This is a genomic window from Peribacillus sp. SIMBA_075 (assembly GCF_046534585.1).
In genome coordinates, this window is the sequence record NZ_JAWRYN010000011.1 from 83,587 (window position 1) to 109,481 (window position 25,895).

Consider the following 25,895-nt stretch of genomic DNA (forward strand, 5'->3'; position numbering starts at 1 on the left):
GGCAAACCTACACATGTAGGTTTGCCGCTCTCAAAAGCTTAAATTAGCCTTTTAATTTATTACGTAATACCATTTGAAGGATACCACCGTGACGGTAGTAGTCGATTTCGATTTCAGAGTCGAAACGAACAAGTACATCAAATTCTTTTACGTTTCCAGCTTCATCAGTAGCTGTAACTGTTACGATATCACGTGGTTTAACTGTTTCGTCGATTTTAACAGCAATCGCTTCTTTACCAGTTAATCCTAGTGTTTCAGCGTTTTCGCCTTCTTTGAATTGAAGAGGAAGAACACCCATTAACGCAAGGTTAGAACGGTGAATACGCTCGAAGCTTTCAGCGATAACTGTTTTAATGCCAAGAAGGTTAGTACCTTTTGCAGCCCAGTCACGAGAGCTTCCCATACCGTAGTCTTTACCAGCAATGACAGCAAGACCTGTTCCATCAGCTTTGTATTTCATACAAGCATCATAGATAGCCATTACATCGCCTGTTGGCCAGTAAGTAGTGTAACCACCTTCTGTACCTGGAGCAACTTGGTTACGGATACGAATGTTTGCGAATGTTCCACGCATCATTGCTTCATGGTTACCACGACGAGAACCGTAAGAGTTAAAGTCACGTGGTTTCACACCATTTTCACGAAGGTAGATACCAGCTGGTGTATCTTTACCGATTGCACCTGCAGGAGAAATGTGGTCAGTTGTTACTGAGTCACCGAATTTACCAACTACGCGCAAGCCAGAAAGTGGGTTAACTGAACCTGGTTCTGGTGATAATCCTTCAAAGAATGGAGGATTTTGAATGTATGTTGATTTAGAATCGAAAGCGTAAATTGCTTCGTTGCTTGTTTGGATTTCATTCCAACGTTTGTTATCGTTGAATACTGTTTCGTATTCTTTACGGAATAATTCCGGTGTAACTGTTGCTTTAACAGCAGCGTTAACTTCTTCTTGTGATGGCCAGATATCAGCAAGATATACATCGTTGCCATCTTTATCTTTACCAAGTGAATCATTGTTTAGATCAAAGTCCACAGTTCCAGCAAGAGCATATGCCACAACCAAAGTAGGTGAAGCAAGGTAGTTTGCTTTCACTAGTGGATGAATACGACCTTCAAAGTTACGGTTACCAGAAAGTACTGAAGTTACTAGAAGATCTGCTTCAGAAACCGCTGCTTCGATTTCGTCCGCTAATGGACCTGAGTTACCGATACATGTTGTACAGCCATAACCAACTACGTTGAACCCTAATTGATCAAGGTATGGTTGAAGACCTGCATCACGAAGGTAACCAGTAACAACTTTAGAACCTGGTGCCAATGATGTTTTTACATAATCCGGAACAGTCAATCCTTTTTCAACTGCTTTTTTAGCAATAAGACCTGCTCCAAGCATTACGTATGGGTTAGAAGTGTTCGTACAGCTTGTGATTGCAGCAATTGCAATCGCACCTGTTTTCATTACCGTTTCTTTACCATCGGCAAATTTAACAGTTACTTCTTTATCCAATTCAGAATTGTCCATGCCGAAACCTTGGTTACCCATAGGTGCATTGATAGCATCATGGAAAGATTGTTTCATTTGAGAAAGTGGAATCAAATCTTGCGGGCGTTTAGGGCCTGAAAGGTTTGGTTCAATTGCTGAAAGGTCGATTTCCACAACATCATTGTAAGCTGGATCTTCGTTTTCAGGAGAGTAGAACAATCCATTTTCTTTGCAGTAAGATTCAACAACTTTAATTTGTTTTTCATCACGGCCTGTTAAGCGCATGTAATCGATAGCTTCTGCATCAACTGGGAAGAAACCGACTGTAGCACCGTATTCAGGAGCCATGTTAGCAATTGTTGCACGGTCAGCAAGTGGAAGATATCCTACTCCAGGGCCGTAGAACTCAACAAATTTACCAACTACGCCGTGTGCACGAAGAACTTGGGTTACTTTCAATGCAAGGTCAGTAGCTGTTGTTCCTTTAGGAAGTTGACCAGTTAGTTTCACACCAACCACTTTTGGTACTGGGAAGTATGAAGGCTGTCCAAGCATACCTGCTTCTGCTTCAATACCGCCGACACCCCAACCAAGAACACCAATACCGTTGATCATAGTAGTATGTGAATCTGTACCGAATACAGAGTCAGGGAATACTTCAAAGTCGCCGTTTGGAGATTCAACCGCATGTACTACGTTCGCAAGGTACTCAAGGTTAACTTGGTGAACGATACCAGTTGCTGGTGGAACCGCACGGTAGTTATTGAATGATTTTTGAGCCCAGCTTAGGAACTGGTAACGTTCTGCATTACGTTCGAATTCAAGATCCATATTGGCATCAAGAGAATCAATTGTACCTGCTTTATCAACTTGTACAGAGTGGTCGATTACAAGGTCAACTGGAATTTCCGGGTTGATTTTATCAGGATCTCCACCAAGTGCAGCGAATGCATTACGTAGAGAAGCTAAATCTACAACAACTGGAACACCAGTGAAATCTTGTAGGATAACACGTGAAGGCTTGAACGGAACATCTATATCTTGCTGCTCACTTGTTCCCCACTTAGCAAGGTTCGCAACGTGTTCTTTTGTGATTACTCTTCCGTCTACTTGGCGAAGTACTGCTTCAAGTAGGACTTTAATGGAATATGGAAGGCGTGATACTTGGCCGTCCCCTGCTTTTTCAATAGCGTCTAGGCTGTAGTAGTTGTAGCGTTCCCCTTCAATTTCAAAGGATTTACGCGCTTGGTATACGTCATTTTTCGTCATGAATATTACCCCCAATTAAACTGTCAGAACTTATTCTGCACATAAAAGTAAAACCTGGTTCTCTGAAACCATGTCTACTATAAATATAAGTAAAAAAAGTTAGTATGTCGAATTTCTTCTCTCTTCTCCCACCCTAACTCTTCCTTCAACTTAATACTAATATAGAAATGAGTATAAGTAAATAACAAGAAAGTTATTGTTTTTGATAAGTTTCTCTTATAGAAAAAAATTCCCCACATATTAAAGTGCATTTAGGAAGCCTTACTGATATGCAATTTATCGAAAATACCCTATTTTTGGCCTGATAAATTATTCCAGTAAAACATATTGGTCATTCATACATAATCATTCAACATTATCGCATTCTATGGGTGGAGGTGTCGAAATGACAAAACAAAAGGCAAATCATGTTATACCAGGTATGAATGCTGCAAAAGCGCAAGGTAATGGAGCTGGGTATAATGATGAACTGGGAAATGAACCGCCATTATCGGAAATGCAAAGGCAAAATAATAAAAAAAGAAAGAAAAACCAATGATTTCCCTCATTTCTAGGCTTTAAATAAGATAGGCTTTTTGAAATGGCAGATTTACTGCATTTTTCAAGAAGCCTATTCCATTCTAAAAACAGGAAACGCCGGATAGAACCAGTCACTCAATAGTCCTCTGAATTGACCTCATTGACGATTGCCTGAATATCCTGCTCGAATTGTTTCAATTGTTCTCTCTGATGCTCGGAAGCGGTGACTAAAGCAGATTGAATTTGCTGATAGGCCTCGTTCACCTCCTGCTTCACATGTTTCAATTCCGTTCCGTAATTCGGTGCGTTCTTCTCGATGGATGAATATACATCAAATACTTGTTGATAGCTTTGCTGGGCTTCCTGGAATGTCCTTCGCTTATCTTGTTTATCCTGCATTTGGTTCAGCTCCTTAATTAGTGTCCATCCATAGCATGTACGAGGTTTGCAAATATATGTATGTGAATAAAATTTCACGGACTGATTATCTTAAGAAGTAGGAGGGATCGGACATGAACAAAAATGATGGTAAAAACAACGCACCTAAAGGGAATAACACAGGTCAACCTGCACCGTTAAGCGGTTCTCATAAGGTAAAAAATAGACAGCACTCCCGTCAGAAGCATAATAGCAGTCATGATATGTAGGCAGCTTTTATAAACGTTCCATAACGAAGCGGTGCCGCCCTTAAGGCAGACACCGCTTTCGTTTGATGTTTACTCAGCAATCAAGTCGCAAGAAGAATGATCGATAACTTCCTATTATAATGCAGAAATTATCGGTACCTCTTTAAAACACTTTACCTTGGATTTCAGATCCGTTCATTACAGTTATTCAGCCAAAATAACGATGATATAAAGTTTTGGCTTCTGAGATTTCTTTTGTTCCATGGATCAAAGCACGTCCATCTTTAAAAACAACCATTCGATGGGTTCCGATTGAAAATGAAAGTAAATAGGGATTTCTAACGATTTTGCCACCTTGTGCAAACAGATTTTTTTCAAGTTCCGCTAAGTCTCTTTCAAGTTTGATCGCCGGCCGAATCTGGACAGAATCCCTCCCGCATAATACGGCAGTCTTTATACGATTTGAATAGGATAGATGCGGATAAGTACGATTTGTCCCACAAGACAAACAACTGTCTTTTTTTAATTTCGCTACATCTATGGACGAATGCTCATTTTTCCAAAGATCGAACGAAACGATCTTGTTTCTAAGTGATGCATAATCTTCTACAAGGATTTTTAAGGCTTCCGTCATTTGATGGGCAACGACCGTTTGAACAGCAGGACTAATGATTCCCGCCGTATCACAGGTCAGTCCTCCAATCGGAACCGTTTCCAGCAAACAATTCAAGCATGGGGTCACCTCTGGGATCACCGTGTAACTTATCCCATAACTCCCTACACAGGCCCCGTAAATCCAGGGTATTTTATATTTTTGTGCGCTATCATTAATTAGCATCCTGGTATCGAAATTATCTGTGGCGTCCAATATTAAATCCACGCCTTCAACGAGCTTTGCCAGTTCATCCACCGAAACATCCGCAACATGCGATTTTACGATAACATCTGAATTTAACGCATTCAAACGATTCTTCGCTGCCACAGCTTTCGGTATTCTTTTTTCAGCATCTTCTTCACAATAAAGCTGTTGTCTTTGCAGGTTGCTCCACTCCACATAATCTCTGTCAACAATGGTCAGTTTCCCAATTCCTGCTCGTACAAGGCCTTCTGCACTTCCCGTACCGAGAGCACCCGCTCCAATCACCAAAACGTGTTTATTGCGAATTTTCAATTGTCCTTCATTCCCTATAGGGCCAAAAATTTCTTGTCGTGAATAACGTTCAGTCATCCAATGCTCATTCCTTCAACTGGACTGCTTGCAATGGCGTATTCATTTTTTTCTATTCTGCCCGCTTCATAACCCATGCGACCTGCCTCAATGGCAAGTTTCATTGCTTTCGCCATTTTGATTGGGTTTTTTGCTCCGGAAACTGCAGTGTTAAGCAACACGCCATCCGCACCTAATTCCATGGCGATTGCCGCATCGGAGGGTGTTCCAATCCCTGCATCAACAATTACAGGAACCTCTGATTGTTCCATGATGAATCGCAAGTTCAGTGGGTTTATAATTCCTTGACCTGAGCCAATCGGTGAAGCACCAGGCATTATTGCATGACAGCCCACTTCTTCCAAGCGTTTTGCAAGCAAAACATCATCCGAAGTATAGGGTAATACAGTGAATCCCAGTTTCACTAATTCTTCAGCAGCTTTTAAGGTTTCAATCGGATCAGGCAGAAGTGTTTTTTGACAGCCGATGACTTCCACCTTAATCATGTCACATAAACCAGAAGCCTTAGCAAGTTGGGCTATGCGCACTGCTTCTTTTGCCGTCTTGGCTCCTGCTGTATTGGGAAGGAGTGTATATTTTTTCAAATCAAGCTTTTCTAAAAAATTTGGTTGACTGGCTTCGAAAATGTTCATTCTCCGAACTGCAAATGTTAATATTTCCGTCTCCGAAACCTCCACTGATTGCTTTTGAACATCGAAGTTTGGATATTTCCCAGTACCTAATAATAACCTAGAAGAAAATTCATAAGAACCAATCTTTAACATATCATCCGCCTCCTACAAAATGTACAATCTCGACCTTGTCCCCATTTGACAAAAGTGTTTCACTTTGATTTTCTTTTGCTAATATTTCATCATTCAATTCAACAATCACTACTTTTTGATGTAAATTAAAGTGTTGCAAAAGTCCTGTAACTGTTGACTCATCAGCAGGAATCCGTATTTTTTCCCCGTTAATAATCAATTCCAATTCATTCACCTCCATTATGAAAATTGGGTCTGTATCGAACGCTCCAATCGAAAAGCGGACCATTCAGGGTTTGTCTTCCCTTCCACAATATCCGCAATAAGTACACCTGTAATTGGAGAAAGCAGGATACCATTCCTGAAGTGACCCGTTGCAATGAAAAGTCCTTTGTATGCTGGATGTTCACCAAAGTACGGAAGGCCGTCCCCTGTTTGGGGGCGTATACCTGCCCATGTCTTTTCCCACTCGGTTTCTTTAATTGCCGGAAGCAATTGCGTTGCCTTTTCTATTAACGTTGAGATCCCTTCCATACTTACCTTTTGATCGAAAGTGTTCGCTTTTACCGTTGCCCCGACAATGATTCTCCCGCCAACTTTGGGTACAAGATAGCAGCCATGTGAAAAGATCGTTTTTTCAAGCAATGGACGATCAGTCAGGACGGAGAAGCACTCCCCCTTTATCGGATAGGTATCGAGGTTTATTCCTGACTTTTCAAGGAGGAAAGCACTCCAAGCCCCACTTGCCACAATTACATTTTCACTTGAAAATTCGCCTATATTAGTGGACACTCCTTTTACATATCCATTTTCCGTACGTAAATCAAAAACATGGACAAATTCCTTTATATCCACACCAAGGGCAGCTGCAGATTTAGTAAAAGCGAGCGACAGACTTGTTGCTGAAACTTGTCCATCCCCCGGAATGAACATGCCTCCCTTAATCTCATCCGAAAGAAGCGGTTCCGTTTTCCTTATTTCGGCAGTAGATAACCATTCCGCCTCAAGTCCCGCATCTTGCTGGACTTTGATCATTTTCTTCAACTCTGCAACCTGGTCATCCGTAAGCGCCACCTTAAACATACCCTTATTCACTAATTCGATGTCTATTCCACTTATGTCTTTCAATTCTTTCGACAGTGCAGGAAACATCCCCCTGCTTCGGCTTGCCAATGTAAAGAGCGGGTTATCTGCATCCAGCTCAGCCTGTGCTCCTAACATCCCGGCTGCAGCACTGGAAGCTTTACTGGCAAGTCTATCTTTTTCCAATAAAAGGACCTTTTTACCTCGTTTGGCTAATTGAAAAGCAATGGATCCACCAATTACTCCTCCCCCAACAATGATTGCATCATATATGGAATTCATCTTATGTCTCCTTTCCTAAAGACTTCGAATATTCTTTAACGGCTCTAACCGGATTTTCCGCTTCAAGCACACCTGACATGACTGCAATTCCTTGTGCCCCAGCATCGCGCACGATTTGACAATTGGAGGGTGTTATTCCGCCTATTGCAATAATCGGAAGATTGACATTTTTTGTGATTGCATGTAGCTCCTCAACTCCCTTAGGAGGAAGACCGCGTTTTGAATCCGTTTCAAAAACATGACCATATATCGCGTAATTGGCACCGTAGCAAAAAGCGGCTTTTGCTTCATCCATGGAATGGATCGAACAGCCAACACTCATCCCTGGAAATGCTCTTTTTACGACTCCTGCATCTAAACTATGAAAAGCCAATTGCACACCAAATACTTTGTGCGCCCAGGCTACATCCACCCTGTCATTAATGATGATCTTAGAAAGCGGAATCTTATTATTATGTAACAGGGTCACTGCTCGATAGAGTTCTGATGCATTCATATTTTTTTCCCTTAGATAGAAGAAATCAACATGTTCCTGAATGTTTGAAGCGATTTCTACGAACTTTTCAATTGGCTGTTTTCCAGTAGAAATAATATGCAATTCTTGTGCATTCATACTTAGAACCCCTAACTAGTAAACTTGCAATCTCATAAAATCAAATAGGTAGTAGCGGGAAATGAACCGATAGATAAAACCCTGCCAACAGCAGGATGATAAAATACAGAATGAATCCATGGTCTTTTATTGAAAACCCAAATTCATAATAGTATGTTCGATCCCGAGTGTCTGTAAATCGCTTCGCCTCCATCGCAACCGCGATTCTGTGAGCACGTCTGATGCTTCCGGATAACAATGGGATGGAATAGGCTTTCATTTTATAATATACCGATCTGATCCCTTTTCCCCTTTCGAAACCGCGTACCTTCATCGCGTTTCGTATCGTTTGTAACTCTTCCATCATGATGGGGATGAGCCTTAAAGCTGCCATGAAACTATAAGCATATTTCGGTTTAAGCTTAACTTGCTGCATTAAGGAATAAAACAAGTTCACAGGTCTCGTCGTCAAGGAAAAAGTTAAACCAAGTGCCGCAAAAAGCAAAGCTCGAAAGCCTACCAGTAATCCCCTCATGAAACTTTCTTCCGTAATCGATATAAGACCCCACTTAAACCAAAGTGTCTCACCTTTACCGAATAAAATCATTGCTAGAGAAGTGGATATAAAAATGAAACAAAAAGGGATTGACAAAAGTAAGATGCGTTTCATCGAATGCCCCGTAAAACACAAAAATAAGAATAAAACACCAATGGTCACATTCATCATATAATTCAGATCATGAATGAATAATGCCACAATGCATAAAACAAGCAATGCGCATAGTTTAAGGCTTGGATTAACCTTATGGAGCCATGTTTCTGCACTTGAAACATTCATCTACATGACACTCCTTTTAAAATGATAAAACTTTGGCCTCCATAAATCCGGATTGCGTGTTGACCTTTTCATCACTTATTACATTTCCGTCTTTAACCGTCCAGATCCTGGTTGCAAAGTTTCTCGAAATATGATCGTCATGAGTTACCATGATCACTGTTGTTCCGCGCCTTCGATATTCCTCAAACCATTCCAGTAATGCAAAGGTATTTTTCGAATCTTGGCCAAAGGTAGGCTCATCCAAGAGAATGATTTTTTTGTCTATGACGATAGAGGCAGCTACGCTTAAGCGACGCTTTTGACCCATTGATAATTGAAATGGATGTTTATCCCGATGGGCCTCTAGGCGGAACACTTCAAGCAATGATTGAACTCTCTCCATTATTTCTTGTTGTGGCCTTTTTCCAATTCGCAATGAATAAGCAATCTCTTCATATACAGAATTTGCAATGAACTGAAACTCAGGATTTTGAAAGACAAACGTCATATGATCGGTTAGATTTTTCATCCTTTTAATAGGGGCTCCCATTAATTCATACGTACCATTCGTTTTTATGAACTGCATCAGTGCATGCAAAAGAGTACTCTTTCCCGCGCCATTTTCTCCCCTGATTACAATCCATTCCCCTGAATGGACCATCAATTCTTCAACCTTGATTTTTTCCTCTTTATTCCGAAAACCGCTAAAGCCTTGCACATGCACTAAGGGTGAACCGTCTGCAAATTGTTGTTCCCGAATGGGGGCATTCTCTTGTATATATTCATCCCAAACACCAGGGAACCAAATTCCATGTTCTTTCATTTCCTTTTTATATAGTGAAAGGATGGTATCTCTTGGACCATCAGCCATGATTTCACCTTCACCGTTAAAAAGCACGATTCGTTCGATGAATTCTAAAACATGGTCGATTTTATGCTCGACGATAATTACCGTTTTGTCTCGACCGACTTCCTTCAACAAATCCCAGATTTCTTTAGTTCCTTCCGGATCAAGCATGGCGGTTGGTTCATCTAAAAATATCACTTCCGGTTCAAGGGCCAATACTGAAGCGATTGCCAGACGCTGTTTCATCCCGCCTGATAATGTTTCTATACTTGTATGGCCTAGGTTCAATCCTACTTTACGAATATGATTTTGGATTTTCTCATTCATTTCTTCTTTAGGGACGGAAAGGTTCTCAAGGACGAAGGCAATTTCCTCATCGGCAAATGGCATGCAAAACTGACTATCAGGGTCTTGAAAAACATATCCCCATGAAGAAGCGCATTTCAATTTCTCCGCTTTCATCGGGACTTCGATGGAATTCGGAATCAATCCGCTTAACACTTGCAAAAGAGTCGACTTACCACATCCTGATGGTCCCAACAATAGAACTTTTTCACCTTTATCAATCGAGACGGATAGGTCCTTGAAAATCAAAGACCCATCACCTGGAAATTTCATTCTTAACTTCTCAACAGAAACGATTGGTTTCATGGCCATCAACCTCTACTTTTGGTCCAGTTCTGCATAATCTTTACTTGAAACTGGACGAACTAGATTAGTTACTCCTGTTGTTTCCAGGACTTTAACTAGATAATAAGCAGTTACACCTGCAAAGAATATGGAACCCACAAACCTCGCTATCATGAATAACGATAAATTCCAAAGAGTGAGAGCACCTATTTCCCCGTAGGCAAAATCCATTATTACTGATGCAAGGCAGGAAGCTATCGCAGCTAAAACGGCCACCGGCATATTGAATTTTTTATATTTGAACGCCATGAATACCAGTTCAGCGAACAAACCTTGGACCACCCCATATAAGAGTACGGACAGCCCCCATGGTGAACCTAGAAAGAATTCACCTGAAGCTGCAGCTATCTCTGCCAGAAGTGCCACACCCGGTTTCCGTAAAATCAAAAAGGCGACGGGGCCAGCTATAAACCACATTCCATAAATAAGTTGATCTAGATGTAATCCTAATGGTTTAACAGAATAATAAATCGAACCCCAAAGGATATAAACGATTCCAAATGCTACGGCAATCACGATCGTGACTAATATATCCGTTAATTTCAATCCTTTTTTCATGTTTCAATCTCCTTTATACTTCTAGTGTTTCCTTATGCACAGGCCATGTCTCTAAACGATAAGCCATTTCCCAAAATGAGTACTCATATTGGCTGCTAAGGATAAAATGCTCCTTCATTCTTTCCTTATCTTCATCTGTTACCTTTTCAGCAATCTCATCAAGCCTGGCAATTTGTTCTTCTACCAAAGAGCGGAACCACTCTCCGCCGTAAGCTGCTATCCATTCTTGATAAATCGGCTCTTCCGGTTTACACTCTTGCAGCTTTTCACCTATTTCATAATACAGCCAATAACATGGCAAGATAGCCGCAATAACGTCACCTAAATGTCCAGAATATGCCGCACGATACATATGGGAAGTGTAAGCATAGGCAGTCGGGGCAGGTTTGAAACTTTCCCGTTCTTCTTTGGTGATGCCTAATCTCTCAGAAAAATTTTCATGAAGCTTCAACTCCGCTTCATATGTTCCCTGTGCGTGGCCGGCAAGCCTGCTTGTTGTATGTAAATCTGTAGCCTTGACTGCTCCTAAAGCTTGAACTCTAGCAAAATGAGATAAATAATAGGCATCCTGCTTGACATAAAAACGAAAACACTCTATTGGCAATGTGCCATCTCCTATTCCTGCAACAAACGGGTGATTAAAGCTAGCTTCCCAAATATGATCAACTTCCTGGCGGATTTCCTCTGAAAACTTCATGTCCATTACCTCCAAATTCTATTTTTTTATGAATGATACGGATAAAAGCCTTTTATAACCCCTTTTTTTTGCAAATAAAAAACCACTTTCTTTAACGTAAAGAAAGTGGTTGTACTTGAAATAATACAGAAACGTATTGTCCCAGACCCCACTTCCCTACGCTGGTATAAACCAGATCAGGTTCTAAGGGTCTTAAAGTCATACTTTAATCTCAGCTTCTCAGGTAAAATCAGTTTTTACCTATAAAGCACCCCTAGTGGTACAAATTGTATATATATTTCATTTGCCTTTATATTAACACGATAAATCCAATTGTCAAACGTATTAGAAAAGTTTTCAATCAAAGATGTTCATTATTAATCTTTTGGATTACTAGTCTTTCAATCTTCTAATACGCTAAGGATGAAGAAAAGAGGATGCCGCAGCCCCCCATTCTCTATGGAATAATAAGATACTCTTATCCTCTTTTTTTAAGGCTGTTTTCACATACTTTGTTGCTATTTACCAGGTAGTGAGTTGTGGTTGATTTCCCCTCCAGATGCTCGCTTTCCGCGGGGCGGGCGGTGCTCCCGCAGGAGTCTCGCACTTCCGCTCCAATCAACCTTAAATAGTTTCGTTTTAAAAACAACAATCTTTACGAAAAGAGTCTTTTTTAAAGACAGACATAACAAAATATTATGCATCAAAGTATTGGATAGATTGGATCTCTTAATTTGAATTCATAGTTTTCGTCTACAGTCCCTACAACTTTATCGCTGTCATAAATCTCCATATGCTTCGCTGTGCGGCAATCGTATAGCACTTTTATCCATAAACTCCAGAATGTATCTTGTGTTAACTAATCAAACGGAGGCTTAATGAAGTGTTCTCACTGACTCAGATGTAAAGGGAACCAATTCAGCTGTTCGGCCGTCACGAATCTTGTTTACCCAAGCAGGATCAACCATTAATGCCCGACCCACGGCTACCAGATCAAATTCTTCACGTTCAAGCCTTTCGATTAACCCGTCGATCTTGGTATTTTTGGCACTCTTTCCTTCCGTAAAGTGACTCGTAAAATCGTTATCCAGACCGACCGATCCAACCGTAATCGTCGGTTTACCCGTCAGCTTTTTTGTCCATCCGGCGAGATTCAGATTGGAGCCTTCGAACTCAGGCTCCCAGAAACGGCGGGTCGAGCAGTGGAAAATATCGACGCCCGCATCGGAAAGTGGCGTCAGGAACCGTTCCAGCAGCGCCGGCGTTGCTGCCAGTTTCGCTGTAAAATCCGTCTGCTTCCATTGCGAGAACCGCAGCACAATCGGGAATTCCGGTCCGACGGCACGGCGGCAAGCTTCGATGACCTCGACCGCGAAGCGGGTGCGGGCAACCATGTCGCCGCCATAGCTGTCGGTACGCGGGTTCGTTTTCTCCCAGAAGAATTGGTCGATCAAATATCCATGCGCACCGTGAAGCTCAATGCCGTCGAAGCCAAGCCGCTTGGCTTCGAATGCTGCCTGCGCAAAGGCTTGAACGATTGCGGCGATATCCAATTCCGAATAATCGCCAACATGGCCTCGCGCACCCATATGCCAAATCTGCGGAATAATCCGTCCGCCTACTTCGTGTACAGCAGCCACGACGTTTGCCCAACCGTTTAATGCAGCTTCGCCATAGAAATGCGGTACATTGGCTTGATTGGACGAATCCGAATGATTAATCACCGTACCTTCTGTCACGATAAGTCCAACGCCATTTTCAGCCCTGCGGCGATAATAGGCGGCCACATCCGGACCAGGCACTCCTTCAGGAGAAAATTGTCTCGTCATCGGTGCCATCACTATACGATTTGCCAGCGTCGTATTTCCGAATGCGAATGGTTTAAACAAGTTTTGAATTGATTGAGAATAATTCATAATTGACCTCCAAATAATTGAAATAGTGTTGTAGAATATATCCACAACAGATTAGTAATTGCGTTCTTTGCTGAGAGCATCGTTCGGATAAGTTGGGAGCCCTTGGCTGGGTTGTCAGGCCGTAATCAACAGCCAATCCTGGCCGCCCTCCATAAGGTCAATCCCCCGTTCTGTCCTGCATGGATCTGACCATACGGGTCATCATCTTGCGCGGCATTAATCGCGGAATGAACGCCACGAACCGGTTGCGAGCCCCTGGCATAATGAGTGTCTTCCCGCGCAAGAAGCCTCGGTACCCTTCCTCAGCCACCTGCCCGGCCTCCATTATGGCCCCACTCTGGAACAGCTTCGAGGCGCCCATACCCGAGCGATCGACGAATCCGGTTGACGTCAGCCCCGGACATAGTGCCGTCACAGTAACACCCGTGCCGCTCACCTCGTTCTCGAGAGCCTCGGTGAACGACAGCACGTACGCCTTCGTCGCGTAGTAAACCGACATCATAGGTCCCGGGAAAAAACCCACCAATGAAGCAACATTCATAATGCCTCCTTGGCCCCGTTTGACCATATCTGGCAAGAACAACTTCGTCATAACAGTCAGAGCCTTGATATTGACATCAATCATATTCGTCTCTTGCTCCAACTTCGTTTCCAAGAATGTCCCGTACAAACCGAAGCCGGCATTATTGACAAGATAGTCGACGACAACCCCCTTCTCCTTAAGCTCCGCGACAATCTCCTCCGGTACGCCGGGTGATGCGACATCCTTGGCGATGACTGTCGTTTGGATGCCATATTTATTCCGATATTCCTTCGCTAGTTCCAAAAGTTTACCCTCGCTCCGCGCCACCAGCACTATATCATGTCCATCTTTGGCGAAACGATCCGCCAGCTCTTGGCCAATCCCACCCGACACTCCAGTGATAAGTACAGTTTTTCTCATTTTGCAATCCACCTCTGTTTTTAGTGTAAAACTTTAAACCGTTTTGCAGCGTTTTCTAACCCCAGATTGTGACTATGGATGGTGTTTAGCCATACAGCAGAATCCTCTGGTCGGACCGTACTCAAGAAAAGTTGCCAGCCTCGCCCAACATTAAAGAACGAACATTCTAGTAAGGTGAAAAATAATAACGCAAACAGTTTTCTCAAAAGATTTCATTGACATGAAGTAGATACTCTTATGCTCTTCTTTTTTTAAACACTGAAAGTCCATTCTTAGAAATATTGTGAAGTAGGGACAACCAAACACTATAATTAGGTTTAGGAAGTTTTGATTTGCCTATTCGTGCTAATTGCTGCTCATACCAACCTAGCTCTAACATAGATGACGCTTTTTTATCTAAACTTGTAATTCCTGTCTTAATTGGTTTAATCTTTACCGTTTCATATTTCCCCTCAAAGATTTGGTTTGGTAGATCGGGTACAAGTGCAAATGGTTTTGCTAAGCCAACCATATCTATCGTCCCACTGGCTATAGCTTCAGTCATACCTTCTTGAGAACGAAACCCTCCTGTAACAACTAATGGTGTAGAGACTAACTTTCTTGCCTTATTAGCATATTCCAAGAAATAAGCTTCCCGTTTCTTTGTACTTTCTTTCACTTCGCCCCCCATCATCTTGGGATTTTCGTAATTCCCCCCGGAAATTTCAATTAAATCAATACCCACTTCAGATATTCTCTGAAGAACCTCCATCGATTCCTCTTCCGTGAAACCACCTCGTTGAAAATCAGTGGAATTTAACTTGATACCAATGGGGAAGTTCTCGCCTACTTGATTACGTATTTCCTGATAAATTTCCATTAAAAATCTCATTCGATTCGTTAAACTTCCACCCCATTCATCTGTACGTTGGTTATGATATGCTGATAAAAATTGATTAACTAGGTATCCATGGGCTGCATGAATTTGAACACCTGTAAATCCAGCATTTTTTGAAATTTTAGCTGCATTTCCGAAGCGTATAATCAGGTCTTTGATTTCCGGTGTAGTAAGGGCGCGCGGTTTATTAAAAAAGTCCTTAACTTCCCCAGAAAGTGGGACAGCACTTGGCGCGACAGGTTCCTTTGATATGGTCTTAGGTGACTGTTTTCCAGGATGATTTAATTGCGTCCAAAGGTGAGTTCCATTTTGCGTGCCAGCTTTTGCCCATTTCTTGAGTTTGTCTAAGTCACGCTCATCTTCAATAACAACGTTTCCAGGTTCCCCTAAGGCTTGTCTATCAATCATAACGTTTCCTGTCACCAGAAGCCCCGCACCGCCATTTGCCCATGTTTCGTATAAAGTAATTAAGGGCTGTGTAGGATTATTATCAGCTGTCGCTAGTGTTTCACTCATGGCTGATTTAAAAAATCGATTTTTGATGTTTACTCCATTTGGGAGTTGTAGAGAATTTGCTAAGATAGTATTGTTATTTTTCATTTTTTTCTCTCACCTCAATTAATTTCTTTTATATAAAAGAGCACCTATACTCTTCCTTTGTTAACAAATATTATACCGACTTGACCATCTTTTAATTTAGGGTAAATGTATTTTAATCGATTCTAATCCTTCATTTTAAAATCACATTCTTTAATGTAAATATCACCAACTGTAAGAATCAGGATATAATAAGTTGGTGCCTCGCTATACGGAGAGGAAAAACTGACGATCTCACCTGAGACTATGCATCAAGAAACAGCTTCACATGTGCGGCAAACAGTTCAGGGTATTGGAACAGGTGTCCATGCCCGGAGTCCGGGTAAATGATGAGCTGTGCGTTAGGTAGTTGCTGAGCAAGAATGTAACTGTTTTCGGTAGGAACCATGATATCCTCAACACCGTTAGTTACAAGCACTGGTTGCTTAATCTTATGCAACCATTCATACGATTGGTTAGGTAACCGATCAGCCCACTGTTCTATCGCCTTCAATTGTGCGTCGCGTACCTGCAGCGAACTTTCAAATTTTTTCTGGGCAATAATACGCTTCAGTGAAGCACTTCCAGCCGCGCGACTAGTTTCGGTAGGATTATAAAAAAGGAACATGAATCTTTCGAAGGCGCCATTAGCATCTTCGCTAGCCATAGCCTCATTAACATCCTGCCGAAATTTATTAACGCCTGATTGTGGAGCGGTACCCGCCAATACTATGCGGCGAATTAAATTCGAATGTTGCAATACTAACTCCTGAGCTACGAACCCACCAATTGAGAAGCCAAGCACATCGACCTGTTGTAAACCAAGTGCTTTAATGAAGGACGCTGCATCTTTGGCCATTTCAGCTATAGTAGAAGGAGTTTCGCCACTGGTTTCACCGACACCGCTATTATCGAAAAGAATAATGGGTCTATCTTCAGCTAGAGCCCCAATAAGCTCGGGATCCCAGTTTTCCATTGTTCCTCGGAAGTGGATAAAGAACACCAGTGGAATACCAGTTTCTTTGCCAAACTTCCTATAGGCAAACCGAATTCCCTCCGCTTCGACATATCTTGTTGTACTTGGAATAGTAAATGTTGACATAATTTTTTCTCCTTTCGAACTAATCGTTCGGGTAGTTGTTTAAGCGAGACATCGCCTTACGCAATGATTAACTTGTTGATTACGCGAATAGTTCCCAGTTATGTTCATTACTAATACGGCGAAATTATCTGCTTCTAGTTATTATTTCATCACAATGTTGCACTTTGGATAAGCAAGCGTTAACGCACACACTTGGCTTGTTGGCTTTTTGACAAGTGTGGGTGCCGTTGAAACACTTATAACTTGAGAATGGTCGTTCTTAAATTATCAAAAAAAGAAAACTTAATCCAAGACAGACAGTGTTATGTCGATAATGTTTTCCAGTTTTTGTTTGTCATCGGTGGTTTTCGCCAAGACGCGTAATCCCACTAATGAATTATGGATAAACTGGGAGAGCCTTTCCGCAGCATGATGTTCGGATACTTCCCCCGATTTTTGACCACGCAACAATAGCTCATACAGCAGACTTTCTGCCTTGGTAAAACTCTCCACAACCTTTTCTGCTGCTTCTTCGTCATGCAAAGACAATTCAACTGCTGTATTCACTGTCAAGCATCCGATCTGTTGTTTTTCGTTTGTGTCGATCACCATCTCAAATAAACGCCTGATAGCCTTCTTGACCGAACCGAGCTGCTTTACTTGCGTGTCAATTTGGGTTTCTACTATCTCGTCATAGCGTTCCAATGCTTTCATGAACAACGTATGCTTGTCACCAAATGTATCATAGATACTTCTACGGTGAACGCCCATATGGTTCACCAAATCTTGCATGGATGTTTTTTCATAACCCTGCTGCCAGAAAAGCTCCATTGCTCTCCTTAATGCTTCTTTTTCATCAAATTCTTTACTTCTAGCCATGTAGTCCCACCTTAGAACGTATTATCTCTTACTTCTGAAAAGGTCTGAGAATCATTTGACGTACTTAGATCGCAACAATTTTATATCACCCCTCCCTCAATCAATTCTTCAGAATAAAAGAATGATCATTCTCATTTGGAAAGGGAAACAAAACTGTAGCTTGCTTTAAGCATATCAATTTAAGAACGACCAGTAAAGAATTATTAATGATGGTGAAAAACATTAATTTCAAACTTGTTAGAACTTATTCATGCCGATGAAAGCAAAAAGCATCTTATTCCTCAAAATACGTATAACGCATTAAAAGTAATGGTTGGGAGTTCTTTATTGAACTCCCCTTCAATTCAAAAGTGATTTTACGACTGAGACCATATTTTAGTTATTCAAGAAAATGGCGCTTTTCTGGAGTACAGATTGCAAGTTTACTTTTGCTTATATTGATTAATTCGGCACATAATCCATAAATTATTTAATGATATGAATTGGGGTTCCAAGTGCAACTTCGGCAGCTTCCATTGTCATTTCTCCAAGTGTGGGATGGGCATGGATTGTCAAAGCGATGTCTTCTGCTGTCAATCCTGTTTCAACAGCCAAAGCTAACTCCGAAATGAGATCTGATGCATTTGCTCCGGCAACTTGCGCTCCGATAATAAGTCCATCTTCTTTACGAGTTACAAGCTTAACGAACCCTTCTGTGCTGTCAAGTGACAACGCACGTCCATTTCCCGCATATGGGAATTTTGCAGTTACTACTTCAATACCTTCATCTGTTGCTTGTTGTTCAGTATAACCTACAGTTGCAAGCTCAGGGTCTGAAAATACGACTGCTGGAATGCCTATATAATCAATTTCAGATGGATGTCCGGCAATCGCTTCAGCAGCAATTTTTGCTTCATAGAATGCCTTATGTGCTAATTGCGGACCTTGAACAACATCCCCGATTGCATAAATATTAGGAACATTCGTGCGGCATTGCTTATCGATTTCAATAAGTCCACGGTCAATCACTTTTACGCCTGTTTGTTCAAGACCTATTTCATCCGTATTCGGGCGGCGTCCAACCATTACAAACACATAATCAGCGTCTATTTGCTGTTCTTCGCCTTTTACCTCAAAGGTTACAGTGACGCCATTTTCTGTTTCTTCTACACCTTTTGCCATTGCTTTGGTATAAAATTCTACACCTTTTTTCTTCATACTCTTCGTAACAACGGCTGACATTTGTTTTTCAAAACCTACGCCTAAAATTTCATCTGCACCCTCTAAAATCGTTACTTGGGTACCAAAGTTTGCATAGGCACCGCCAAGTTCAATTCCGATAACACCGCCGCCAATAACAACGATTTTTTCAGGAACTTCATTTAAGCTGAGGGCACCAGTCGAATTTAGAACGCGTTTTGAATATTTAAATGTAGGCAACTCGATTGAACGCGATCCTGTTGCAATAATTGCATTTTTAAAGGTGTATGTTTGAGCATTTTTTTCGCCCATTACGCGTAATGAATTACTGCCTACAAAGAATGCTTCACCACGTACAATCTCAACTTTATTTCCTTTTAATAGTCCTTCGACACCGCCAGTTAACTTTTTCACTACACTAGCTTTCCACTCTTGTACTTTTGAAAAATCAACCTTTACATTCTCTGCTGTTATCCCAAATGCATCCGAATGCTTAGCTGTTTCATAGCGGTGACCAGCGGCAATTAATGCCTTTGAAGGAATACAGCCGACATTACAACATACACCGCCCAAATATTCCTTTTCAACAATTGTTACTTTTTGTCCCAGCTGGGCAGCACGAATTGCTGCTACATAACCCCCAGGACCTGCACCGATGACTATAGTATCTGTTTCAATTGGGAAATTTCCGACAACCATTACTTACGCCTCCATTAACAATAGTTTTGGGTCGATTAATAATCACTTAATATGATTCATTGCATTCAGCGCTGTAGCTCCGTCGATCCTTCTGTGGTCAAACCTTAATGAAAGAGTAAGTACAGGCGCTATTAGAATTTAACCATCTGGAACAATTGGTTGCTAAGCAATACGGCCAACCAACGAATAGCTATTTCAGGATGGTGGTAATAACAGTTGTAAACCATTGTCAGTCAGCTGAACCAATGTCTGAAATCTTACTGATGCACCCCTCATTTCATTCGGTGCAAGTTTGCAAAAGCATATTCCATCGCAGCAGCTTTATCACAGTAACCCACAAGTAGCATGCCCCCCCTAGATTTCGATATATTCCATAAAGTCCCATCCCAATAACGACTCTGCCTTCTTCACACATCTACAACCCTTAAAACCAAGCACTTTTGCAACTGGATATTCAGGTATTTCACCCGTCATCATTTTCTTATAGAATATAAACTCACTAAAAAAACCAAACGGTCTTTTTTTATCCAAAAAAAAGAATCAATAACTGAATTAGAAAAGAATCGCTTTTAATATACCTTCTTTTTTTATTCCTGTCGCCTTCATTATTTCAGGGATAGAAGTGGATTATAGCCATTTGTGTTGAATAAAGACGATGATTGCTCAATAATAAATTTTTTCGTTCGTTCCCCTTTATTCATCTTTTCTAACCTCCTTTTCTAAAAAAAGAACAATCGGTCTTTTTTATTATTTAACATCATTAATACCGTTTATGTCAAGTATTGAACATGATAATACTTTAATGCACTTTTTGTTATACGCTTAAATCAATTCGCGAGCCGCGTTCACCTTTTTTCATAATCTGGATAATCCGTCATTCCTTAAGGGATTTTATGTACCGAATCAAGGTGTTCTCGGCCAGAACGAACATAAGAGGTTAATCCAATTGGAGTGCTTTAATGAGAACTTCTGACTCCACCAACCCTTTACATTCTTATCTCTTTAGTGATCTTTACTTCTAGAAAGGATAATCCTAAGGTTAAGCCTAAAGTTGTACCAAAATCATAAACGTCAATTTCTGATGTTCGAAAAATATAATTTAAAATTATGTCGCAGCACTAAAGAAAATAAGCAAAGTAATTATTTAAACGTCAAGTAGCTCCAAATACACGATAAAAACTGTGTTTTCGGGACTACTTTTTGTTGCTCCCTTTTATCACATAAAATAACCTCCACATATTTGTAAGGAGATTACCACATTTATTGCCAAGCAAATACTATAACAAAAGGGGTATTCATTTCGGAAAGTTTACTCATGAATTCAGTCGGTTTACTCGTGAATTCTTTTATTTTCTAAAAAATGGCCTATATGTCAGGGAACAGTCTGCATGACTGTCACCTGACATATAGGCCATCCACTACCCGAAGAAAGTATAATATTATTTATACATTCGATGTTGCTTTTAGTTTTATATTTTCCTCCATCTGTGGTTTATCATAGCTACCATACCTCTCTTTTACAACCAGTAACGCCAAGGCCGCCATTATGCTCGGAACTGTGAAGGCCATAAATGCATTTTGTGACGAATAGTTTGCAGCCAGCAATAAACCTATTAATGTAGGGGCAACAATCGCTCCAATTCTGCCAAACGCCAAGGCCCAGCCTATCCCGGTGGTCCTTATCTCCCGTGGATAATACTCGGAAATATACGTATTGGCCAAATTCATCGTACCCACTGTACAGGCACCTCCAAAAGCGATTAAACTATATAACGCTACTACATTTGAGGTTAATCCTAATATTACAAAGCAGACCGTACCAATGGCACAGAGGGATACAAGCACTCTTCTATGGCCCATTTTTCCAACTAAGTACCCTCCAATTATCGATCCGCCAATTTGCCCTATCCCCGATACAAGATTGAAAGATAAACTGGATGTAAGGCCGTATCCGGACTGCTGCATGATTTTTGGTAACCATGTATTGAGTCCGTATACCATAAGTAAACAATTAAAGGCAGCTACCCAAAACGCAAATGTACTAAGAGTACGCTTATCTTCAAAGAGTTTCTTGACTGGAAAGCCCTTTGCCCTTTCTTGGACTTTGGCAAACTCATAATCGTCCAAATCTTTATAGTCGCCCTCTGGATCAATGCGGTTCAGAATTCCGGCAAGCTTTACCCCTTCTTTTCGAATAGCATAATAGGAAAGGGATTCAGGAAATTGCTTCATGAAAAAAGGAAGTGCCAATAAGGGAAGCGCCCCAATCCAATACAAAACCCTCCAGCCCATTTGTTCCATCACATACATTCCAATTAAAGAGGCCAGTATGCTTCCTATGGAATATCCACAGTACATAGAGGTTACAATGAGCACCTTGTTCTTTTTGGGTGAATATTCCGCCATTAAGGAGATAACGTTTGGCATTAATCCTCCCATTCCCAAGGCTGCTATAAATCGCATAATCGAGAAAAAGGCAGGGTTTGGGGCAAAACTTGAAAGTAATGTAAAAACACTGAATATACAGATGCAAATGGCAAGCACTCTTTTTCTCCCCATTTTATCCGCCAGGGGTGCAAAAATAAGGGCTCCTACCATCATTCCGAACAATGAATAACTTGCTATTCCGCCAGCTTCCACTGGCGTCAAGTTCCATTCCTCCATCATCAAAGGCAAACCTACTCCATACATGGCTATATCAAATCCATCGAAGGTAATTGCGAACAAACACCACATAAAGACCATTAAATGAAAACAGCCAAATTTACTATTACCCACCACTTCTGAGGCATTTACTTCACGCAATTAATTCCCTCCTCTTAGTTCACGTTATAACATGTAAAGTCAGTTTCCCTAATTCACCATAATCAGCTATAACTTCATCGTTTGCCTGTATGGGAATGGCATCTGTAATCCCGCCCACTAAAACAATCATTCCAGCCTGAATGGATAGTCCTTCACGGCTAATCATTTTTACAAGTTCCACAATCGAATGAATCGGATGATCCAGTACAGCTTCTCCAAGACCCTTCTTTTGTATTTCACCATTTTGATAAAGCCTAACTTCTGCTTGAGCCCAGTCCGTGTGATACGGTGAAAAAGCTTGATTGCTAAGCAAAATCTTAGCTGAGGATGCATTATCCGCTACTACATCTGTAAGTGTAAAGGAAAAATTTTTATAACGGCTGTCAATAACCTCTAAAGCTAGAAATACGCATTCTACAGCCGGCCAGACATCTTTCGCCGTTATATTTGCACCTTTCAGTTCTTCTTTGAATAAAAAAGCAAATTCGGGTTCCACTCTTGGATGAATGAATTCGCCTACTTTTAATACTGGTTTGGTTAGTTCCATGGCAGATGTCAACCTGCCATAGATCGCTTCTTCTACCCCTACTTGCTGTTGTTTGGCTTTGCTGGTCAAGCCCATCTTCCACCCGATGAATCTGTTATCACCAGTGATCGTCTCATTTATGCTCAACTTCTGAATTTCATATGCTTGATTTACTGTTAGTTCAGGATTGGATAATGTAAGCTTATCCATTTCACGGCCATTTTTTTGCGATTCGGCTACCCGTTTTGCTAGTTGAACTAGTTTCATCTTAAAGTCCCCTCCTTCTGCAGCGCCATTTGCTCAGCTACTTCAATTATCGTATCTTCCTGACCACCAACCACTTTTTGTCGACCCAGCTCCATCAAAATATCCCGGGCGTCCACTCCATACTTTTTCGCCGCTTTGTTTGCATGCAATAAAAAACTGGAGTAAACGCCACTATAACCCATGATTAAACTCGAGTCTGTTATTTCCTGGGGCTTTGGCATGATCGTATTTCCAACTTCCTCCGAAAGATCAAGCATTTTATATAAGTCAATATCAGTACGGATACCCAGCCTATCCAGCACGGCAACAAGCACTTCGGTCTGGGTATTGCCAGCACCTGCACCGAGACAGCGAATGCTGCCATCGATCCTATTTGCCCCCTCTTCAATTGCCACAAGGGAATTTGCCACAGCAAGAGATAAATTATTGTGAGCATGAAAACCGATATCGATATTCAGTTTTGATTTTAATAACCTGATCCGCGTCTTGACTTCATTTGGCAAAAAAGATCCAGCGGAATCAACAACATACACAGCATCTGCTCCATAGGATTCCATTAAACTGGCTTGCTCAAGAAGTTTTTCCGGTGATGCCATGTGAGACATCATTAAAAACCCGATTGCTTCCATACCGAGATGTTTCGCAGCTTCCAAATGTTGCTTTGAGACATCCGCTTCCGTTACGTGGGTTGCAATCCGCGCCATTTTCGCCCCAACGTGAGCAGCTTCCCTTAATTGATCAATTGTCCCGATACCAGGAATTAAAAGCACTGAAATAACCGATTTTCCGGCAGCTTCAACAGCGGCTTCCACCAATTCAATATCATTCACTTTTGAAAATCCATATTGCAAGGATGATCCGCCTAGGCCATCCCCATGCGATACTTCAATATAAGGGACACCTGCAGCACTAAGTTTCCCAGTCATGTTCTTTACTTGATCGATTGTATATTGATGTGCCACTACATGGCTCCCATCCCGCAATGCAACTTCAGTCACCAATACATCTTTACGCAAATGAACCCCACCTTTACAGTTCCGATTACTTTTTTCAAACATAATGTTCGAATTGGCTTTTAGCGATCTCTTCCCCTACTTTTACAGCTGAGGCCGTCATTATATCCAAATTACCTGCATATACGGGAAGAAAATCACCTAATCCTTTCACTTCCAGAAGGACTGTTATTTGTTTCCCATCAAATATCGGCTCTGTCTTAAGACGGTAACCTGGAACATATTCAGAAACCTTTTCCGCCATCTTATTGACAGACGTTGTTATCTCTTCCACATCAAAGGAATCTGATTGAAGCAGACAATGAATGGTATCCCTCATAATGAGCGGCGGTTCGGCCGGATTTAGCAGAATGATAGCTTTTCCTTTTTTTGCTCCACCCACCTGTTCCAGGGCCCTTGCCGTCGTTTGGGTAAACTCATCAATATTAGCCCGAGTTCCGGGACCGGCACTCTTGCTGGAAATTGTCGCAATTATTTCGGCATATTCGACTTGGGCCACTTGACTGATTGCATGAACGATGGGGATTGTCGCTTGACCGCCGCATGTAATCATGTTAACAACCGCTTCATTCAAATTTTCTTTTAAATTCACGGAAGGAACGATAAACGGTCCGATCGCGGCAGGTGTCAAGTCTATCAGCTTCTTGTTCATCTTTTTCAAGGCTTCGCAGTGAAAAACATGCGCCTTAGCAGATGTGGCATCGAATAAAATGTCTGCGAGTTCAGACTTTTCCAAAAATCCATCCATGCCATTTTCAATGACATGATGTCCGTGCATCCTAGCCTTCTTCAAACCCTCTGATTCCTTGTCGATACCAATCATTACCGACATTTCGAGAACATCCGACCGATGAATTTTCATCATTAAGTCCGTGCCGATATTCCCTGATCCAATAATACCCACTTTTAGTTTTTTCAAGGCCGCTGGGCTCCTTTCACTCAAAATTAACCGAGACCTTTCCAAGTTTATCTCCAAAGTCAGCAGAAAAACGGTCACCTGGTTTCGCTTCGATTGCTGCGGATAATGCACCGGATAAAATGACTTCGCCCGCATTCAATGAACCTTTAAACCCATTTAGTTTATTTGCGAGCCAGGCTACGCACGTTGCTGGATTTCCAAGTACTGCATCACCCGTCCCTTGGTTCATGAATTCGCCATTTTTATATAGGCTCATTTGAATGGAAGGGAGGTCGATTTCACTCAAGTGAATTTTGCGATCTCCCAGAATATATAAGCCCGATGATGCATTATCCGCCACAGTGTCCTGGAGTTTAATCTTCCAGTCCATCACACGGCTATCAACGACTTCGATCGAAGCAACCACATAATCAGTGGCTTCGATTACATCATCAACCGTAATATTTGGACCGTGCAGATCCTTCTTTAAAATAAAAGCCACTTCTGCCTCCACTTTCGGTTGAATTAACCGGCATCTGGGAATATATCCGTTATTTTGCACCTTCATCCCATTAAGTAAATGTCCGTAATCTGGTTCATTTACTCCAAGAACCTGTTGCATAGCCTTTGAAGTCAAGCCTATTTTCTTACCTGATACTTCCAGACCGGACTGAATTTTGCTTCGAATGGTTTCAAGCTGAATTTGGTAGGCATCCTCCACATTCAAATCCGGAATTTCATTGGTGGGGGCTGAAATTCCTATTCCTGTTTTTTCCGCTTTCAAAAACCTGGCAGACCATTCTGTTAAACTAACGATCAT

At 41.4% G+C, this 25,895-nt stretch carries 24 protein-coding genes, 1 pseudogene and 1 riboswitch; of the genes and pseudogenes, 2 read left to right on the forward strand and 23 right to left on the reverse strand.

What is annotated here, in order from left to right; all coding sequences use genetic code 11:
- Positions 1-43: 43 nt before the first annotated feature.
- Positions 44-2,755 (reverse strand): aconitate hydratase AcnA, encoded by a 2,712-nt coding sequence (gene acnA / locus SB775_RS11060; protein ID WP_089363055.1) that lies wholly within the window; start codon positions 2,753-2,755, stop codon positions 44-46.
- 385 nt (positions 2,756-3,140) lie between these two features.
- On the opposite strand from acnA, the gene sspO reads away from it, so the two are divergent.
- Complete coding sequence (sspO, locus tag SB775_RS11065) at positions 3,141-3,293, forward strand: small acid-soluble spore protein SspO (RefSeq protein WP_034312428.1); 153 nt, start codon at positions 3,141-3,143, stop codon at positions 3,291-3,293.
- Positions 3,294-3,409: 116 nt separating this feature from the next.
- Here the strand turns inward: sspO and SB775_RS11070 are convergent, their stop codons facing one another.
- Complete coding sequence (locus SB775_RS11070; protein WP_061462981.1) at positions 3,410-3,673, reverse strand: hypothetical protein; 264 nt, start codon at positions 3,671-3,673, stop codon at positions 3,410-3,412.
- Between the two features lie 113 nt (positions 3,674-3,786).
- Between SB775_RS11070 and SB775_RS11075 the strand changes: the two genes are divergently transcribed.
- The gene (locus SB775_RS11075; protein WP_061462980.1) at positions 3,787-3,921 is read left to right on the forward strand and encodes a small acid-soluble spore protein P; all 135 of its coding nucleotides are present in this window, start codon (positions 3,787-3,789) and stop codon (positions 3,919-3,921) included.
- A 187-nt stretch (positions 3,922-4,108) separates the two neighbouring features.
- Here the strand turns inward: SB775_RS11075 and SB775_RS11080 are convergent, their stop codons facing one another.
- The 21 genes and pseudogenes from SB775_RS11080 to SB775_RS11180 form a co-directional block, all read right to left on the reverse strand.
- Positions 4,109-5,128 carry a thiazole biosynthesis adenylyltransferase ThiF gene (locus SB775_RS11080; RefSeq protein WP_410861627.1) on the reverse strand — a complete coding sequence of 340 codons (1,020 nt, stop codon included), beginning with the start codon at positions 5,126-5,128 and terminating at the stop codon, positions 4,109-4,111.
- The gene (locus tag SB775_RS11085) at positions 5,125-5,892 is read right to left on the reverse strand and encodes a thiazole synthase (RefSeq protein WP_061462978.1); all 768 of its coding nucleotides are present in this window, start codon (positions 5,890-5,892) and stop codon (positions 5,125-5,127) included. Before SB775_RS11085 ends, SB775_RS11080 begins: the two co-directional genes overlap by 4 nt.
- A 1-nt stretch (position 5,893) precedes the next feature.
- Positions 5,894-6,097, reverse strand: coding sequence for a sulfur carrier protein ThiS (thiS, locus tag SB775_RS11090; RefSeq protein ID WP_061462977.1), 204 nt, complete (start codon positions 6,095-6,097; stop codon positions 5,894-5,896).
- A 14-nt stretch (positions 6,098-6,111) separates the two neighbouring features.
- The gene (thiO, locus tag SB775_RS11095; protein WP_410861628.1) at positions 6,112-7,236 is read right to left on the reverse strand and encodes a glycine oxidase ThiO; all 1,125 of its coding nucleotides are present in this window, start codon (positions 7,234-7,236) and stop codon (positions 6,112-6,114) included.
- Between the two features lies 1 nt (position 7,237).
- A complete protein-coding gene (locus SB775_RS11100; RefSeq protein WP_410861629.1) occupies positions 7,238-7,849 on the reverse strand; it encodes a thiamine phosphate synthase in 612 nt (203 codons plus the stop codon).
- A gap of 40 nt (positions 7,850-7,889) precedes the next feature.
- A complete protein-coding gene (locus tag SB775_RS11105) occupies positions 7,890-8,666 on the reverse strand; it encodes an energy-coupling factor transporter transmembrane component T family protein (protein WP_089363060.1) in 777 nt (258 codons plus the stop codon).
- Positions 8,667-8,682: 16 nt separating this feature from the next.
- Positions 8,683-10,143: an ABC transporter ATP-binding protein gene (locus SB775_RS11110; RefSeq protein ID WP_410861630.1), complete on the reverse strand. Its 1,461-nt coding sequence runs from the start codon at positions 10,141-10,143 to the stop codon at positions 8,683-8,685.
- 12 nt (positions 10,144-10,155) lie between these two features.
- Positions 10,156-10,740 carry an ECF transporter S component gene (locus tag SB775_RS11115; protein WP_410861631.1) on the reverse strand — a complete coding sequence of 195 codons (585 nt, stop codon included), beginning with the start codon at positions 10,738-10,740 and terminating at the stop codon, positions 10,156-10,158.
- A gap of 13 nt (positions 10,741-10,753) precedes the next feature.
- Positions 10,754-11,437 carry a thiaminase II gene (gene tenA, locus SB775_RS11120; RefSeq protein ID WP_410861632.1) on the reverse strand — a complete coding sequence of 228 codons (684 nt, stop codon included), beginning with the start codon at positions 11,435-11,437 and terminating at the stop codon, positions 10,754-10,756.
- Between the two features lie 136 nt (positions 11,438-11,573).
- A riboswitch (TPP riboswitch) is annotated at positions 11,574-11,702 on the reverse strand.
- A 589-nt stretch (positions 11,703-12,291) separates the two neighbouring features.
- On the reverse strand, positions 12,292-13,332 hold the full coding sequence (locus tag SB775_RS11125; RefSeq protein WP_410861633.1) for an NADH:flavin oxidoreductase: 1,041 nt from the start codon (positions 13,330-13,332) through the stop codon (positions 12,292-12,294).
- Positions 13,333-13,489: 157 nt separating this feature from the next.
- Positions 13,490-14,275 (reverse strand): SDR family NAD(P)-dependent oxidoreductase, encoded by a 786-nt coding sequence (locus SB775_RS11130; RefSeq protein WP_089363065.1) that lies wholly within the window; start codon positions 14,273-14,275, stop codon positions 13,490-13,492.
- 235 nt (positions 14,276-14,510) lie between these two features.
- Positions 14,511-15,752, reverse strand: coding sequence for an NADH:flavin oxidoreductase/NADH oxidase family protein (locus SB775_RS11135; RefSeq protein WP_410861634.1), 1,242 nt, complete (start codon positions 15,750-15,752; stop codon positions 14,511-14,513).
- 241 nt (positions 15,753-15,993) lie between these two features.
- Entirely contained in the window at positions 15,994-16,830 is an 837-nt protein-coding gene (locus SB775_RS11140; protein WP_410861635.1) for an alpha/beta fold hydrolase, read from the reverse strand.
- Between the two features lie 282 nt (positions 16,831-17,112).
- On the reverse strand, positions 17,113-17,688 hold the full coding sequence (locus SB775_RS11145; RefSeq protein WP_410861636.1) for a TetR/AcrR family transcriptional regulator: 576 nt from the start codon (positions 17,686-17,688) through the stop codon (positions 17,113-17,115).
- Between the two features lie 465 nt (positions 17,689-18,153).
- On the reverse strand, positions 18,154-19,566 hold the full coding sequence (gene lpdA, locus SB775_RS11150) for a dihydrolipoyl dehydrogenase (RefSeq protein WP_410861637.1): 1,413 nt from the start codon (positions 19,564-19,566) through the stop codon (positions 18,154-18,156).
- Positions 19,567-19,608: 42 nt separating this feature from the next.
- Positions 19,609-19,860 (reverse strand): annotated as a pseudogene (locus SB775_RS11155) (2-oxo acid dehydrogenase subunit E2); the annotation flags it as partial.
- Positions 19,861-21,009: 1,149 nt separating this feature from the next.
- Complete coding sequence (locus SB775_RS11160) at positions 21,010-22,371, reverse strand: MFS transporter (RefSeq protein WP_410861638.1); 1,362 nt, start codon at positions 22,369-22,371, stop codon at positions 21,010-21,012.
- 19 nt (positions 22,372-22,390) lie between these two features.
- Positions 22,391-23,164 (reverse strand): 2-keto-4-pentenoate hydratase, encoded by a 774-nt coding sequence (locus SB775_RS11165; RefSeq protein WP_089363071.1) that lies wholly within the window; start codon positions 23,162-23,164, stop codon positions 22,391-22,393.
- Positions 23,161-24,180: a 4-hydroxy-2-oxovalerate aldolase gene (gene dmpG / locus SB775_RS11170; protein ID WP_410861639.1), complete on the reverse strand. Its 1,020-nt coding sequence runs from the start codon at positions 24,178-24,180 to the stop codon at positions 23,161-23,163. Before dmpG ends, SB775_RS11165 begins: the two co-directional genes overlap by 4 nt.
- 34 nt (positions 24,181-24,214) lie before the next feature.
- Positions 24,215-25,096, reverse strand: coding sequence for an acetaldehyde dehydrogenase (acetylating) (locus tag SB775_RS11175; RefSeq protein ID WP_081108992.1), 882 nt, complete (start codon positions 25,094-25,096; stop codon positions 24,215-24,217).
- Between the two features lie 16 nt (positions 25,097-25,112).
- Complete coding sequence (locus SB775_RS11180; RefSeq protein ID WP_317777639.1) at positions 25,113-25,895, reverse strand: 2-keto-4-pentenoate hydratase; 783 nt, start codon at positions 25,893-25,895, stop codon at positions 25,113-25,115.